Source organism: Paracoccus onubensis (genome assembly GCF_003591515.1).
Taxonomy (GTDB): Bacteria; Pseudomonadota; Alphaproteobacteria; order Rhodobacterales; family Rhodobacteraceae; genus Paracoccus; species Paracoccus onubensis.
Genome location: NZ_QZCG01000004.1, coordinates 167,133 through 180,352 on the forward strand (window position 1 = coordinate 167,133; position 13,220 = coordinate 180,352).

The 13,220-nt window shown below is 56.9% G+C and carries 12 protein-coding genes, 1 tRNA gene and 3 pseudogenes; 13 read left to right on the plus strand and 3 right to left on the minus strand.

All coding sequences use genetic code 11. The annotated features are described in order from the left end of the window. Nucleotides 1-80: 80 nt before the first annotated feature. The 7 genes from D3P04_RS23305 to D3P04_RS07415 all read left to right on the plus strand — a co-directional run bounded on the left by D3P04_RS23305 (nt 81) and on the right by D3P04_RS07415 (nt 6,106). Nucleotides 81-245 carry a hypothetical protein gene (locus tag D3P04_RS23305; RefSeq protein ID WP_182912766.1) on the plus strand — a complete coding sequence of 55 codons (165 nt, stop codon included), beginning with the start codon at nt 81-83 and terminating at the stop codon, nt 243-245. Further along, on the plus strand, nt 245-1,426 hold the full coding sequence (locus D3P04_RS07395) for a vWA domain-containing protein (protein WP_119747425.1): 1,182 nt from the start codon (nt 245-247) through the stop codon (nt 1,424-1,426). Before D3P04_RS23305 ends, D3P04_RS07395 begins: the two co-directional genes overlap by 1 nt. Nucleotides 1,427-1,599: 173 nt before the next feature. After that, complete coding sequence (lon, locus tag D3P04_RS07400) at nt 1,600-4,020, plus strand: endopeptidase La (RefSeq protein ID WP_119747427.1); 2,421 nt, start codon at nt 1,600-1,602, stop codon at nt 4,018-4,020. Nucleotides 4,021-4,138: 118 nt separating this feature from the next. After that, nucleotides 4,139-4,213: transfer RNA gene (locus tag D3P04_RS07405), tRNA-Val, on the plus strand. Nucleotides 4,214-4,290: 77 nt separating this feature from the next. Further along, nucleotides 4,291-5,439, plus strand: coding sequence for a site-specific integrase (locus tag D3P04_RS23310; protein ID WP_182912767.1), 1,149 nt, complete (start codon nt 4,291-4,293; stop codon nt 5,437-5,439). 3 nt (nt 5,440-5,442) lie between these two features. Continuing rightward, entirely contained in the window at nt 5,443-5,805 is a 363-nt protein-coding gene (locus D3P04_RS23315; RefSeq protein ID WP_182912781.1) for a site-specific integrase, read from the plus strand. 34 nt (nt 5,806-5,839) lie between these two features. Further along, on the plus strand, nt 5,840-6,106 hold the full coding sequence (locus D3P04_RS07415) for a hypothetical protein (protein ID WP_232844922.1): 267 nt from the start codon (nt 5,840-5,842) through the stop codon (nt 6,104-6,106). Between the two features lie 872 nt (nt 6,107-6,978). Here D3P04_RS07415 and D3P04_RS07420 read toward each other — a convergent pair. Next, nucleotides 6,979-7,293 carry a putative quinol monooxygenase gene (locus D3P04_RS07420; protein WP_119747431.1) on the minus strand — a complete coding sequence of 105 codons (315 nt, stop codon included), beginning with the start codon at nt 7,291-7,293 and terminating at the stop codon, nt 6,979-6,981. Nucleotides 7,294-7,656: 363 nt separating this feature from the next. Next, a pseudogene (locus D3P04_RS07425) lies at nt 7,657-8,008 on the minus strand (integrase core domain-containing protein); the annotation flags it as partial. A 136-nt stretch (nt 8,009-8,144) separates the two neighbouring features. Here D3P04_RS07425 and D3P04_RS07430 point away from each other — a divergent pair. After that, the gene (locus tag D3P04_RS07430; protein WP_119747433.1) at nt 8,145-9,401 is read left to right on the plus strand and encodes an IS110 family RNA-guided transposase; all 1,257 of its coding nucleotides are present in this window, start codon (nt 8,145-8,147) and stop codon (nt 9,399-9,401) included. Nucleotides 9,402-9,637: 236 nt separating this feature from the next. Here D3P04_RS07430 and D3P04_RS07435 read toward each other — a convergent pair. Continuing rightward, a pseudogene (locus tag D3P04_RS07435) lies at nt 9,638-10,397 on the minus strand (transposase); the annotation flags it as partial. A gap of 211 nt (nt 10,398-10,608) precedes the next feature. Here D3P04_RS07435 and D3P04_RS23935 point away from each other — a divergent pair. The 5 genes and pseudogenes from D3P04_RS23935 to D3P04_RS07460 all read left to right on the plus strand — a co-directional run. Next, nucleotides 10,609-10,914, plus strand: a pseudogene (locus D3P04_RS23935) (DNA/RNA non-specific endonuclease); the annotation flags it as partial. Nucleotides 10,915-10,925: 11 nt separating this feature from the next. Beyond that, nucleotides 10,926-11,270, plus strand: a complete 345-nt coding sequence (locus tag D3P04_RS07445) for a hypothetical protein (protein ID WP_119747436.1) — start codon at nt 10,926-10,928, stop codon at nt 11,268-11,270. Nucleotides 11,271-11,338: 68 nt separating this feature from the next. Continuing rightward, nucleotides 11,339-11,761: a hypothetical protein gene (locus D3P04_RS07450; RefSeq protein WP_119747438.1), complete on the plus strand. Its 423-nt coding sequence runs from the start codon at nt 11,339-11,341 to the stop codon at nt 11,759-11,761. Between the two features lie 12 nt (nt 11,762-11,773). Continuing rightward, nucleotides 11,774-12,139 carry a hypothetical protein gene (locus tag D3P04_RS07455; RefSeq protein ID WP_119747440.1) on the plus strand — a complete coding sequence of 122 codons (366 nt, stop codon included), beginning with the start codon at nt 11,774-11,776 and terminating at the stop codon, nt 12,137-12,139. Nucleotides 12,140-12,254: 115 nt separating this feature from the next. Then, nucleotides 12,255-13,220 (plus strand): DUF2169 family type VI secretion system accessory protein, encoded by a 966-nt coding sequence (locus tag D3P04_RS07460; protein WP_269902622.1) that lies wholly within the window; start codon nt 12,255-12,257, stop codon nt 13,218-13,220.

The window sequence follows — 13,220 nt, forward strand, 5'->3', positions numbered from 1 at the left end:
TGGCTGACCGAATCGGCCCGCAGTTGCGTATGATTGGCGCAAGGTCTATCTGCTGAAACGAAAGATCAACCGAGGCTATCATGATTGTCATTGCCGCCATCGTCATCGGCGTTTTTCTGGGCTGGCACCGCGCCACGAAACTTGGCGGGGATCGGCGAGACCGCGCCCAATATGCCGCCGGCTACGCGCTGGCCTTTGCGGTTCTTGGGTTGTTCGTCACGATATTCCTTGACCGGATGGCCTGATGTTCATTCCTTTCCTCGACAATCTGCGCCGTCAGGGGGTTCCGGTCAGCCTGCGGGAATGGCTGGATTTGATGGGAGGAATGCAGGCCGGCGTTACCGGATGGTCGGTGGATGGCTTCTATCATTTCGCACGCGCCTGCCTGGTCAAGGACGAGCGCCATATCGACCGTTTCGACCGCGCCTTCGGCGAGGCCTTCGCAGGACTTGAGAATATTCCCGTCGAAGCCCTGGTGCATGAACAGTCCATTCCCAAGGAATGGTTGGAAAAACTGGCAGAAAAACTGTTGAGCGACGAGGAAAAGGCGCAAATCGCGGGCAGCGGCAGTTTCGAGGAACTGATGAAGAAGCTGCGCGAAAGGCTGGCCGAGCAGCAATCCCGTCATCAGGGCGGCAATAAATGGATCGGCACGGCCGGAACCTCCCCTTTCGGGGCTTATGGCTACAATCCCGAAGGCATCCGTATCGGTCAGCACGAAAGCCGTCACCGCCGCGCCGTCAAGGTCTGGGACAAGCGCGAATTCCGGGATTTCGACGACAGCGTCGAACTGGGGACCCGCAATATCAAGGTGGCGCTCAAACGCCTGCGGCAATGGGCACGGCACGACGCCCATGAAGAGCTTGATCTGCCTGCGACCATCCGGGCCACGGCGGATCACGGTTATATTGATGTGAAAACCCGGCCCGAGCGGCGCAATGCCGTGAAAGTCCTGCTGTTTCTGGATGTGGGCGGCAGCATGGATGATCATGCCCGGCTGATGGACGAGCTGTTTTCAGCCGCGCGCGCCGAATTCAAGCATATGGAGCATTTCTATTTCCATAACTGCCTTTACGAGGGTGTCTGGAAGGACAACCGCCGCCGCTGGACCGAACAGACGCCGACATGGGACGTGCTGAACCGTTTCGGACGGGACTATAAATGCATCTTCGTGGGCGATGCCTCGATGTCTCCCTATGAAATCGCGGTGCCGGGCGGCGCGAATGAGCACTGGAACGAGGAATCGGGCGAATTGTGGCTGCGCCGGGTCTGTGAGACATGGCCGGATCACGTTTGGTTGAACCCGGTTCCCGAAACGCATTGGCGCTATACCCAGTCGATCGCCATGATCCGGCAGATATTCGAGAACCGGATGATGCCGCTGACGCTGGAAGGGCTTACGCAGGCGATGCGGGTGCTTGGATAGGTCCCGGAATCGTTAAACGTAAGTCTGCCGGGCCTCATGCCAATCGTGCTAAGTTAGGCATGTGTCACACTTCGTATTGAATGGCGGTTACCGGACGCATAAGTTGACATGACGCAGGGGCCGCGCGTTGCCGAATACGGGGCCGCGGCTTCGGGCAGGAAAGGAAGTATAACATGAATGATTTCGTATCTCAGACCTATCCGGTGTTGCCGTTGCGGGATATCGTCGTTTTCCCGCATATGATCGTGCCGCTTTTCGTGGGCCGCGAGAAATCCGTGCGTGCTCTGGAAACCGTCATGGAAAATGACAGCCCGATCCTGTTATCGGCGCAAAAGGATGCCGCAGTCGATGAACCTTCCGAGGATGGTATCTACCGCACCGGCGTGCTGGCAAATGTCCTGCAACTGCTCAAGCTGCCCGATGGCACGGTGAAAGTGCTGGTCGAAGGGCGCGAGCGCGTGCAGATCACCGAATTCGTTCCGAATGACACCTATTTCGAGGCAGCCGCCCTGACAATGGCCGAGTCTCATGGTGACGAAGCCGCGGTTACCGCCCTCACGCGCACCGTGGCCGACGAATTCGAGCGTTATGTAAAAATTCGCAAGAACATCCCCGAAGAGGTCGTGACCGCTGTCTCGGAGACACAGGATCCCGGCAAGCTTGCCGACCTGGTGGCCGGACATCTGGGGGTCGATCTCGACCGCAAGCAGGATCTGCTGGACACGCTGGAAATCGCAGCCCGCCTCGAGAAGATCTATGCCGCCATGCAGGGCGAGATGTCGGTTCTGCAGGTCGAGAAAAAGATCAAGTCGCGCGTCAAGACCCAGATGGAGAAAACGCAACGCGAATATTACCTGAATGAGCAGATGAAGGCCATTCAGAAGGAGTTGGGCGACGGTGAGGATGGTCAGAACGAGATCGCCGAACTGGAAGAGAAGATCGCCAAGACCAAATTCAGCAAGGAGGCCCGCGAAAAGGCCGAAGCCGAACTGAAGAAACTGAAATCCATGTCGCCGATGTCGGCCGAGGCAACCGTCAGCCGGAATTATCTGGACTGGCTGCTGGCATTGCCCTGGGGCGTGAAATCGCGCACCCGCAAGGATCTGCACCGCGCGGAAACGGTTCTCGACGCCGATCATTACGGCCTTGAAAAGGTCAAGGAACGCATCGTGGAATATCTGGCCGTGCAGGCGCGCAGCCAGAAGCTGAAAGGCCCGATCCTGTGCCTTGTCGGTCCTCCGGGTGTGGGTAAAACCTCGCTGGGCCGTTCGGTCGCAAGGGCGACGGGGCGCGAATTCATCCGTATCAGCCTTGGCGGCGTGCGCGATGAATCCGAGATTCGCGGACACCGGCGCACCTATATCGGCTCGATGCCCGGCAAGATCATTCAGGCATTGAAAAAGGCCAAGACGACCAATCCGCTGATCCTGCTGGATGAAATCGACAAGATGGGCCAGGATTTCCGCGGCGACCCCGCCTCCGCCATGCTGGAGGTGCTGGATCCGGAACAGAACTCGACCTTCGTGGACCACTATCTTGAGGTGGAGTACGATCTGTCGAACGTCATGTTCCTGACCACCGCCAACAGCTACAACATGCCGGGGCCCCTGCTGGACCGGATGGAGATCATTCCGCTTGCCGGCTATACCGAGGATGAGAAACGCGAAATCGCGCGCCAGCACCTGCTGCCAAAGCAGATCAAGGCGAACGGGTTGCGCAAGGGCGAATTCTCGGTGTCGGACGACGCGCTGACCCATATCATCCGCTATTATACGCGGGAAGCCGGGGTACGTTCGCTTGAACGCGAAATCGCCAAGCTGGCGCGGAAGGCCGTGACTGAAATCCTCAAGGGCAAGGTCAAATCGGTCAAGATCACGCCCGAGAAAGCCGAGGAATATCTGGGTGTACGTCGCCATCGCTATGGCCTGGCCGAGAAAGAGGATCAGGTTGGGGTCGTGACGGGCCTTGCCTGGACTTCGGTGGGCGGCGATCTGCTTCAGATCGAGGCGCTTCGCCTGCCAGGCAAGGGGCGGATGAAAACCACCGGCAAGCTGGGCGATGTGATGAAGGAATCCATCGACGCAGCATCCAGTTTTGTCCGCTCGATCTCGCCTGAAATCGGGGTTAAGCCGCCCGAATTCGATAAGCGCGACATTCACGTTCACGTCCCCGAAGGCGCGACGCCCAAAGACGGGCCTTCGGCGGGGACCGCCATGGTGACTTCGGTCGTCTCGGTGATGACCGGTATTCCGGTGCGCAAGGATGTCGCCATGACTGGTGAGGTCACGCTGCGCGGCAATGTGCTGGCGATCGGCGGATTGAAGGAAAAGCTGCTGGCAGCCCTGCGCGGTGGTATCAAGACAGTGCTGATCCCGGCGGATAATGAAAAGGATCTGGCCGAGATTCCGGATAACGTGAAAACCGGACTGACCATTATTCCGGTCAGTAATGTGCGCGAGGTGCTGGGCCACGCGCTGGTCAGAACGCCGGATGTCATCGAATGGGACGAAGCGGCCGAGGAAGCAGCCGCCGAGGCAGCCAGGGTCGCAGCACGTGACAAGGACATCGGCGGAGGCAGTGCCATCGCGCATTGATCTGAAAAATCGCAAGCCGGGCAGTAACATGCCCGGCTTTTGCATGCCGGGAGCACGAATCCGGCCCATTTTTCCGGTCTTGCAGCCCACCACAGTTGCTGCTAAATCCCACCTCCACGGGTGATTAGCTCAGTGGTAGAGCGCTTCGTTCACATCGAAGATGTCAGCGGTTCAAATCCGTTATCACCCACCATTCCCCCCAACAATCGTTATAAATTCCTTGTTTTCTTAGGCTTGGTTCGTTCTGATGTTACAAAACGGACCTTGAACATGGCTGGCGCGACCCGACATTTACTCAATCGAAACGGAAGATTCTTTGCACAACTGGTTGTCCCGAAAGACCTGCGCCGAATTATCGGAAAGACCGAACTACGCAGCCCGTTAGGCCCTGATCGGCGCACTGCCATGAAAACCTACCCGGTGCTGTTGCGGCCCTGCAAGACCAGCTTGCCCGTGCCGAGCATCAACTTGCTGCCTCCGGGTCTATACCGATCCAGCCGGGCCGCTATCCTCTTGCTCTGGATCAGATCGCTGCACGGCACTACGCCCGCCGTCTGGCATTTGACGACCAGCTTCGTAACGACCCGCGATATGCCGCTGTCGGACGATCTGCTTGTTGCGAACCTGCGGGCTGCCATCGCTGGCAAGGCGACAGATACCGAGTTGATGGAACTTGTTGGACCGCAGGTCGAGCATTATCGCTATCTGGGTAATCACACCGCCGAAAAGAACGGTGACGAATGGCGCTCTGTCGCCCGAGCCATTGCTGTGGGTGAACTTGAAGCCCTCGCCAGAGCCGCCGAGCGTGACGAGGGCGATTTCACCGGCCAACCTACACACCCAATGATCGCAAATGCTCAGCCGCCAGAGGATGAGCCTGACCCGGTAAGCCTGTCCAAGCTTTGGGATGATTACATCAAGGCCCGCACGACTGCGGGATTTATGAGGGACGGCGGCAAGCGCATGCGTCCCGTGACGAAAAGCCTGCGCAAAATCCTGGGGCACAATGACGCCCGGAAGATCACCAAGAAAGACGTGAACGAATGGCGCGACCAGTTACTCACAACGCATTCCGTCAAGACGGTTTCGGATATGTATCTGTCAGCGGTTCGATCTTTGTTGAACTGGGCACATGAAAATGACCGCCTGCCAAGCAATCCTGCCGCCCCAGTTAAACAAGCCAAGCCCAGGAAACAGCGCGCCCGCCCGGCTGGTTATACCGACCCCGAGGCTGTCGCGGTGCTGAAGCTGTCGCGGTCTTACGAATCAAACGCGGATCAGTTTGGGCGCATCCGTGAAACGCTTGAATCGGTAAGCGCTAAAAGGTGGGTGCCGATCCTTTGCGCATTCTCGGGCGCGCGTGTTTCCGAAATTACGCAAATGCGGAAGGAGGATATACGCAAGGAAGGCGACCGGTGAGTTATGCGCATCACGCCTGATGCAGGAACAGTGAAAGCTGGACATTACCGCGACGTGCCCTTGCACCAGCAGGTGATCGCAGAGGGGTTTATTCAGTTCGTTGAACGGGCAGATGAAGGGCCGCTGTTTCATAACGGTAAAGACCCAGAGCGATATGCCGCCAAGGCCGTGCGAATGTCGAATACTGTTGGAACATGGTTACAGAAGAACAATCTTGTTCCGGCCGGTATCTGGCTTGATCATCAATCGAACATCATGAGGTCAAGACGTGAAACTCCCCTTCGAAGGCAGTCCGGCAGCTGCATTTCTCTCCAGGCGCATACTGGAACTGAGGTCAAAAAAGACACAGCGGCAGATCGGGTCTGAAGCCGGATTCCCCAACGCGACTATGCTGAGCAATATGAAAAATGGCCATAACAAGATCCCGATCGACCGGGTGCCGGCCCTTGCTAAAGCGCTCGAAACCGATCCCAAACGGTTGATGCTGCTTGCGCTGGAGCAGACAGTGGGTCAGACGGCAACGAAGGCTATCGCCGAGACCTTCGGGCATGGCGTTACGGAAAATGAATGTGCATGGATCGACGAGATCCGCGATGCCTCTGGCCGATCGGACCCGCGGCTGACGACCCGGTCGCGGGTGGCCCTCAGGGCGATCTTTGGCAAATGATAGGCGAGATCATCACACCTTGCGCGCCGGCAGGTCCTTTGGAATGCCTGACATTGAATGAGCGGGCCTGGATCGAGTTCATTCGGGTCATCTCGGCTGGATGCGATCCCGCTCCCAGCCCGGAGCGGGTGCGTCACTTGCGCATGATACTGGATCGAGAGCCCTGACCTGTGGATGATGCACCTTCGTCGTTACGGGATCCATGGAGGTGCACCCATTCCTCGCATCAGACGGCACCCTCAGGGCCGATTGATGACAAGTAGGCCGCGCTCCGGAACCTCGATAACGAGGTGTAAGAAGCCAACGACCTCGTGGGCAAAAGATCGAAACGATCCGGAACGGGAAAACCAGATTACAGCTGCGAGCACTTGAGCTCGAGACACAGATGTGTGGACCCGCTTCGCTGATCACCATCCCGCCCAGCGCTTCTGGAAAGTGCCACATTATCAGGCCTGGCAAAAGACCGCACTCGATCGCCACGCCCAAAAGTCAAACGCCCTTGAACTGTCCGACCTTCCTCAAGCCGTTGCATATTAACACTGCTCGCCGATCGCGTAGACATGGCAAACGCGGGAGCATGAACTGAGCTTCTCAATCTCAGTGCCCGGATAACTGCCAGAATGCAGTTTCATCGGGTTTTGAGCGGATGACTGATGAGATCGGTTTTGATGTTCTCAGCCATCCAGTGCCAGCGGGTATGGAGAAGGAATGGCTGGGATGTGGGACCGATTGAGCAGCCATGCCCACGGCGAAACGACATACCCGGACTGCGGACCGGTGATGATGGCCCGAGACAATGATTTCGGCCAGGATAATAGGTGGAAGCCCGGCGACCTCCAGGCGGCAGAAAGTCCCCGGGCTCGGCAAACGGACTAGGCGGTGCTACCCTTGATCCACTGCGGCGTGATGGTCCGAAATTCCGATGGTCCGACAAGAAGTGCCGCCGTTTCCGCCTCATATGCCTTGAACCATGGCTGCTTGACGAAATCATCTGTTGCAGCTTCGCCGGTGAAAAGCTGATAAGCTACGATCGCATTGGGATCGGTGTCATCGAAGCCGTAGATATAGGCGATCTGGCCGTCAGCACTCTCAATGTAAGCGCGCGCATATTTTTCCCATATTTGTTTTACCTTTTCCCGCTTGCCCGGCTGTGCTCTGTGTCTGATGTAAAGTGCTTTCGTGCTCATGGTTCATCTCCTCAAACATTCCGGCGTTTACCGCCGATGGTCGGGCATTGTGCCCATGTTATATGACGATAGAGCACCGCCGTTTGTGACATGGGCCGAGATCTGTTCGATCGCTGGAATGCATGAGCATGTGTAAGTCGGTCTGAGCTGATGCTGTGGGCATTCCAAAAGACCTCAAGCTGAAAGCACCAACGGGTTCAGAAACCGCTTAATCTCTTCATCCGCCCAAAGCCGCTTCGTCCGCGGATCGTAATCGGTCAGGAGGTCACCCGGTGCTTCCCCTCGATCGCACTGATAGCCGGGGTGGAAACGCCGCTATGCATGGCAATATCGGCCTTGACCTGCCCGCCGCTGGTCCCTCGCTCATGACGAGAGTCTGCGGGTTTGATTTTGGTAGTCGTCGGTCTCGGTTTGGCAAGCGCGGCAGGCGCGGAGCCCTCAAATAGCTCAAGCGCCAGCCGCGCTTGCTTTGGCGTTCTGTTCCCCAGCGAAGAGTGCGGTCGACGTTGTTGTAATCGTAGCGCCACAGCGCCAGCTTGCGGCGGGCATCGTCCAGGGTATCGAACAGTTCTTCATTGAGGAGTTCGTCCCGCAGGCTGCCGTTGAATGACTCGATGAAGGCATTCTGCTGCGGTTTTCCGGGGTCGATGTAATGCCAATCCACGCCGTTCCTGTCGGCCCATCTCAGGATTGCCCGGCTGGTGAATTCCGTGCCGTAGCACGTCGGGAAGAAGGGCTGCTGAGAGGTTATGGCCATGCGCGCAGCCCCCAAATTGCGCAGCGGGTGGCCATAACCGGGTCTCAGGTCTCAACAGTGGTTTTGCACAACCACACTGCTGAGGAGACCGGCTATGACCGCCACCGATACTACCGCTTCGACCTTGTTGGTCGCCATCGACATTTCCAAGCACCGCCACGAGGTGTTGATCGGGGTGCCGGGTAAGAAGCGTCGTCGCCGCATGACGATCATGAACACGTTGGACGACTTTCAACGCTTGTCTGCGGCACTCGTCGGCTACGACCTGCCGGTTCGGGTCGGATTCGAGGCAACCGGCAACTATCACCGTCCGCTGGCGCATCATCTCGGCCAGGCCGGGTTCGAACTGAAGCTCGTGTCCTCCGTCGGGCTGGCGCGGACGCGCGAGGCCCTGCACAACAGCTGGGACAAGAACGATCCGAAGGACGCCCAGGTGATCCTGCACATGCTGGAGATCGGCGCGATCCAGTTTTTCCATGATCCACTGGTAACGGGAGTTGCCGACATCCAGGAGCTATCGAAGACCCACGAGATTGTCTCGCGTTCGAAGACCGAGCTCTGGCATCGCATCCTGACGCATTACCTGCCGCTCTACTTCCCCGAGGCCGAACGGTTTCATCGAAGTTCCCGGACCGACTGGTTCCTGGCGTTCCTCGAGAAGTATCCGACACCGACGATGATCACGACCATGAGCCGCGAGGCCTTCGTTGCAGATGCGTGGCAGGTGGTCGGTCGGAAGGTCTCAAAAGAACGCTTGCTCTCAGATATTTACGCAACAGCGGTTGGCTCTGTCGGGCTGCCCGTTCACCCGGATTCCGACGCAGTGCGCATGTTCCGCCTGGTGCTCGCCGAAGGGCGCAGCCTGGTTAGACAGCGCAACGAGATCGAGGTGCGGGCAGTCGAGCTTCTGTCCGATCTGCCCGATTACCAGTTGCTGACCACGATCCCTGGGATCGGCCCGATCAACGCCCTGACCATCCTCGCTGAAGCTGGTGACCTAAGGCGGTTCCGACATCATCGCCAGTTCCTGAAGTTCTGCGGAATGGACCTCGCCACCGTCCAGTCCGGCATGTTCCGCGGCCAGAGCCGCATCTCCAAATATGGCAACGCCCGACTCCGCCGAACCTTCTGGATGGCTGGACAGGTTGCAGTGCTCAAACGCACCAACAGCTTCCGCGACAAGTTCGAACGCTACATCGCGCGGGACCGGCACAATGCTCATCTGCGCCGCAAGGCCTACACCGCTATCGCGGCCAAGATGGCGCGCACCGTACACGCCGTGGTCAAACACGGCGAACCCTATCGCCCCTTTTTCGAGGGGGCGAGCCCAGGCGGAAGGACCTTTGTCTGACAAGAGCCGTGGAGGCAGTTCGCTGACCTCGTAGATAATGTTCAGGTCTTCCGCTTGGGATTTTGGATCTCGTCTTAAGGACGGTGAGGGCCGCCATCGCGCGTACCCTGTGTTTGCTATGGGAGAGACCGCTTCTTGACGGCGGAGACCGCTTGGGTAACCATATCAGGGCATCCGGGACACCGGATGCCCCATGACCTGCTGACCTAAGCAGCCAGAACTTCCCGATATAGGACGTTATCACTGACAATGCAGCCGGATTTTCCGTAGATCCGAACGAGTGCGTCCAGTTCCCGGGCAACGCGTTCACCTGAAATGCCGGTGTCTGCCGCCAGGCACAGGTTTTCCCGGCAGCAGTCGTCATTCACGGCCAGGATGCGGAACTTCCGCGACGCGCAGAAGCTGTCGGCCAGGAAGTCCAGGGACCAGCGCTGGTTGGGCTGTGTGGCTTCGGGCATCGGCGTGCGTGAGCCCCGGGCGCGTTTGCGGCCCCGCCGCCGCTTCACCGCGAGGCCCTCCTCCCGGTAGAGGCGGTAAAGCTTTTTGTGGTTCATGATCATGCCTTTTCGCTCAAGCAGCACGCCGATCCGCCGGTAGCCGAACCGGCGGCGTTTGCCAGCGACCTCCTTCATCTCCTGGCGGATCTCAGGATGGTCGGGCGGGCGTTTGCGCCGGACCGTCCTGGGTCGACACCGACAAGCTGGCAGGCCTTGCGCTGCGAAATGTCATGATCCCGCATTGCATTGAGCGCTGCCTCTCGCCGCTCTTTCGGTGTCGTCAGCCTTTTCCCAGCAGGTCTTTCAAAACCACGTTGTCGAGCATCGTGTCTGCCAGCAGCCGCTTCAGCCTGGCATTCTCATCTTCCAGCGCCTTCAGCCGCGCGGCCTCCGAGACCTCCATACCGCCATACTTGGACTTCAGCTTGTAAAAACTCGCCGGGCTCAGGCCGTGCCGACGGCACAGCTCCGCTGTCGCCATCCCGTTCTGCGCTATGATTGATCCACCGGATCAATCACTTAACGCTTGAACCCTGTTCTTTGATCATCCCGATGATTTGTTCGTCGGGGCTTACGCGGCCCCACTGGGGCCACGGTCCCCTCCTCATCGGTGAAACGGCTCTTACGCATTCGTCTGCTCCTAAATAGGTTGGACAGACTCTACTTCATGGTGAGGGACCAGCGGGGGCGGGTCACTTCCGGATGACGATGGAGGTCACGTCATTGGTCATCGGTTCACAGGGGATCAGGGACCCAAAAACCTCTTTCCGCAGCAGTTTAACTTCAACCGCGGCGCTTACAAGGCAATTGAAGATGAATGGGAAAGAGCCATCAAGGCTGGCTACGAGGTGCAAGTAAATGTTAAACTGACTCCACCTGGCGCAGCTCGTCCTGACAGAGTTGAGGTTGAATGGCAGTATTTCGACAAGAACGGAAATCAGATTGGCCGAAAGAAAAAAGAAGAATTCAAGAATGCCTCAGGTCAAAAATATGAATCAATGGCATTTCGAGATTAAAGGAGCAAAAAATGAATTTTTCCGCAGATGAAACTGTGTTAGCCTTGGGCGAAGCGCTTGCGAATGATCCGGCATTTCCAGATGACTGGGCAACTATTGTCGCGGTATTTAAAGTTCAGCCAGGCACTATTGGAAGCTGGGCGGAATATACTGATGCAGACGGCATAATTCAGGATGTTTGGTTGGAAGGCGACGAGATAGGCATCATTGCCCAGCGGCTTCACGTCCTGACCCAGGTGGAAAACAAAGCGCCATGGGTGGCCTGTCGAGTCACAATCGAACGAGAGGGTATGAAATTGAATATTCAGTTCGAATATAATGATGAAAAAAAATGGGATACACCGCTACCATTTTGAAAAATTTCTTATTTTATAATCTGGATTAAAGATAGATAAAGTGGCCTTGGAAACAGCCGGACTTCCATATGTCGAGTAAGCAAGATATCCACGAGAAACTGATAATCAAGATCGGCAAGCTGCTTATGAAAAGCGCACGAGTAAGTGCAACAAGCTGGGATTATGCGGGTTATATGTTCGAAACAAAAGATAGTGTAAGCAGTGGCGGAGAGATTTTTCTATACGCAGGTCGCGATCGGCTTGTTTTTGATCTCGACTTTGACGATCAGGACGAAATTATTGAAAGCTTCAAGCGTCTACGCGAAGTGACCCATGTGGATGGAGACGCCTATTGGATTAAGTGTCTTGTAGCCGTGCGTTCTGATGGTGATCTAAAGATGCTTTTCGAATTTGACGACTGGTCGCGGTGGAAGATCTCGCCGACCAACGTGGATCGTGCCTATGAAATTCTTGTGGGCGAGATTTATCCGGATGCGGCAGGGTTAAATTGAAGGGGCGTCACAGTGACAAGGGTTGATGAGAGCGCGTGGGTGCCGAAAGCCAAAAAGCGCAAAGCCTATCGTGACCAGTATCGGGAAAAGTTCTTTGGCGAAGTCGGCCTGAAAAAGGGAGCCCATGTCCAGGATATTTCGGGCGCCCCGGCGGAGCAGCAGAAACTTGTCCGAACGCTGATGGAGTTGACGATGAAGGGCGCGATTCCGGACGGCCCACAGAAAAAGCATATTTCTGCTGCGATGGGGACCTTGACTACTGTTGGCCTGGGATTTGGCGACATGGGTTCAGTGGCGGCCAATCAGGATCTACTCGATCGCTATTCGATGAAAGCACTTCGAGATAACTGGTTCTGGTCACCTGCTTTCTTCGACTAGGGATTTCGAGGTGGCAGGATAAAATAGGGGGTATGTCATAAAACTCGTAACAACCCTTCCACTCTCACACCTGTTCTTCAAGCATTGGCACGTTGACGACACTGAAAAGGGAGTCATCGTCGCGAAAGCCCGTTTTGTGATGGAGGAGAACGGACGTTTCCGCGCTGTAACTCCTCCGCCTGAATTGGCCCTAACCGATATCTTTATGGGAGAACCTGCGATGACGCCCTTGCTCGAAGAACAGGATATCGCCCCCTTCAAACCCGCAACTGATGTGATTGTCATTGGCGTGGCGAAAGCCCCAGGTGGTGAGGCGCGGTCTGACTGGCCGGTGGCGCTTTCGATTGAAAATACAGACGGAACAAGCCGTCTTCGCTGGGGGTTCCATGTGCGAGGTGCTACTGTCTGGCAACGCCATTGGCGCCAATGGCGCCAAGGCAAAGCTCGCCCGACGACCGAAGTGCCTCTCGATTATACATTGGCCTATGGCGGGACACTACGTGGTCAAGATGGGACGCCTGTGGAGTATTTCGAAGAAAATCCCGCGGGTATTGGGTTCGCCACTCCAGCCGCACTTAACGGAGCGGATGAAAGGCCCGCCCCCCAAATCGGCGAGCTAGGTGAATTCATGGCTGCCGGAGAGCCTACATTACCGATGTCGGTTCGCGGATTCAGACATATCGCCAAGACATGGATGCCCCGGCGCGCCTCCGCGGGGACCTTCGATGAAGCTTGGGAGCAGGATCGTCACCCAAGAATGCCTTTGGACTTTGATGCAGCATTCTGGAACTCTGCTCCGACCGCCCTGCAGGTCAAACCTTACCTGCAGGGCAATGAAACCATTCTTCTTGAAGGGTTCGACCCACGGCCGGGGCCTGTCCGCTTACCATTGCCCGCTACATGTTTAAGCATCCAATTGGCAGGGGATGCACAGACAGAGGCTATGATGACCCTCGATACTGTTGTTATCGATCTGCTTGAAGCGCCTGTTATGGATCTGACTTGGCGCACGCTGATCTCCGAACCGAACAATTATTTTCACGCGGAAATCACCGCGCATCCCTTGGCAAGAGGAAACTGA

What these genes read in the sequence shown, in the direction of transcription:
- D3P04_RS23305 (WP_182912766.1), top strand. Translation starts at nt 81, where the DNA reads ATGATTGTCATTGCCGCCATCGTCATCGGCGTTTTTCTGGGCTGGCAC.
- D3P04_RS07395 (WP_119747425.1), top strand. Translation starts at nt 245, where the DNA reads ATGTTCATTCCTTTCCTCGACAATCTGCGCCGTCAGGGGGTTCCGGTC.
- lon (WP_119747427.1), top strand. Translation starts at nt 1,600, where the DNA reads ATGAATGATTTCGTATCTCAGACCTATCCGGTGTTGCCGTTGCGGGAT.
- D3P04_RS23310 (WP_182912767.1), top strand. Translation starts at nt 4,291, where the DNA reads ATGGCTGGCGCGACCCGACATTTACTCAATCGAAACGGAAGATTCTTT.
- D3P04_RS23315 (WP_182912781.1), top strand. Translation starts at nt 5,443, where the DNA reads ATGCGCATCACGCCTGATGCAGGAACAGTGAAAGCTGGACATTACCGC.
- D3P04_RS07415 (WP_232844922.1), top strand. Translation starts at nt 5,840, where the DNA reads ATGAAAAATGGCCATAACAAGATCCCGATCGACCGGGTGCCGGCCCTT.
- D3P04_RS07420 (WP_119747431.1), bottom strand. Translation starts at nt 7,293, where the DNA reads ATGAGCACGAAAGCACTTTACATCAGACACAGAGCACAGCCGGGCAAG.
- D3P04_RS07430 (WP_119747433.1), top strand. Translation starts at nt 8,145, where the DNA reads ATGACCGCCACCGATACTACCGCTTCGACCTTGTTGGTCGCCATCGAC.
- D3P04_RS07445 (WP_119747436.1), top strand. Translation starts at nt 10,926, where the DNA reads ATGAATTTTTCCGCAGATGAAACTGTGTTAGCCTTGGGCGAAGCGCTT.
- D3P04_RS07450 (WP_119747438.1), top strand. Translation starts at nt 11,339, where the DNA reads ATGTCGAGTAAGCAAGATATCCACGAGAAACTGATAATCAAGATCGGC.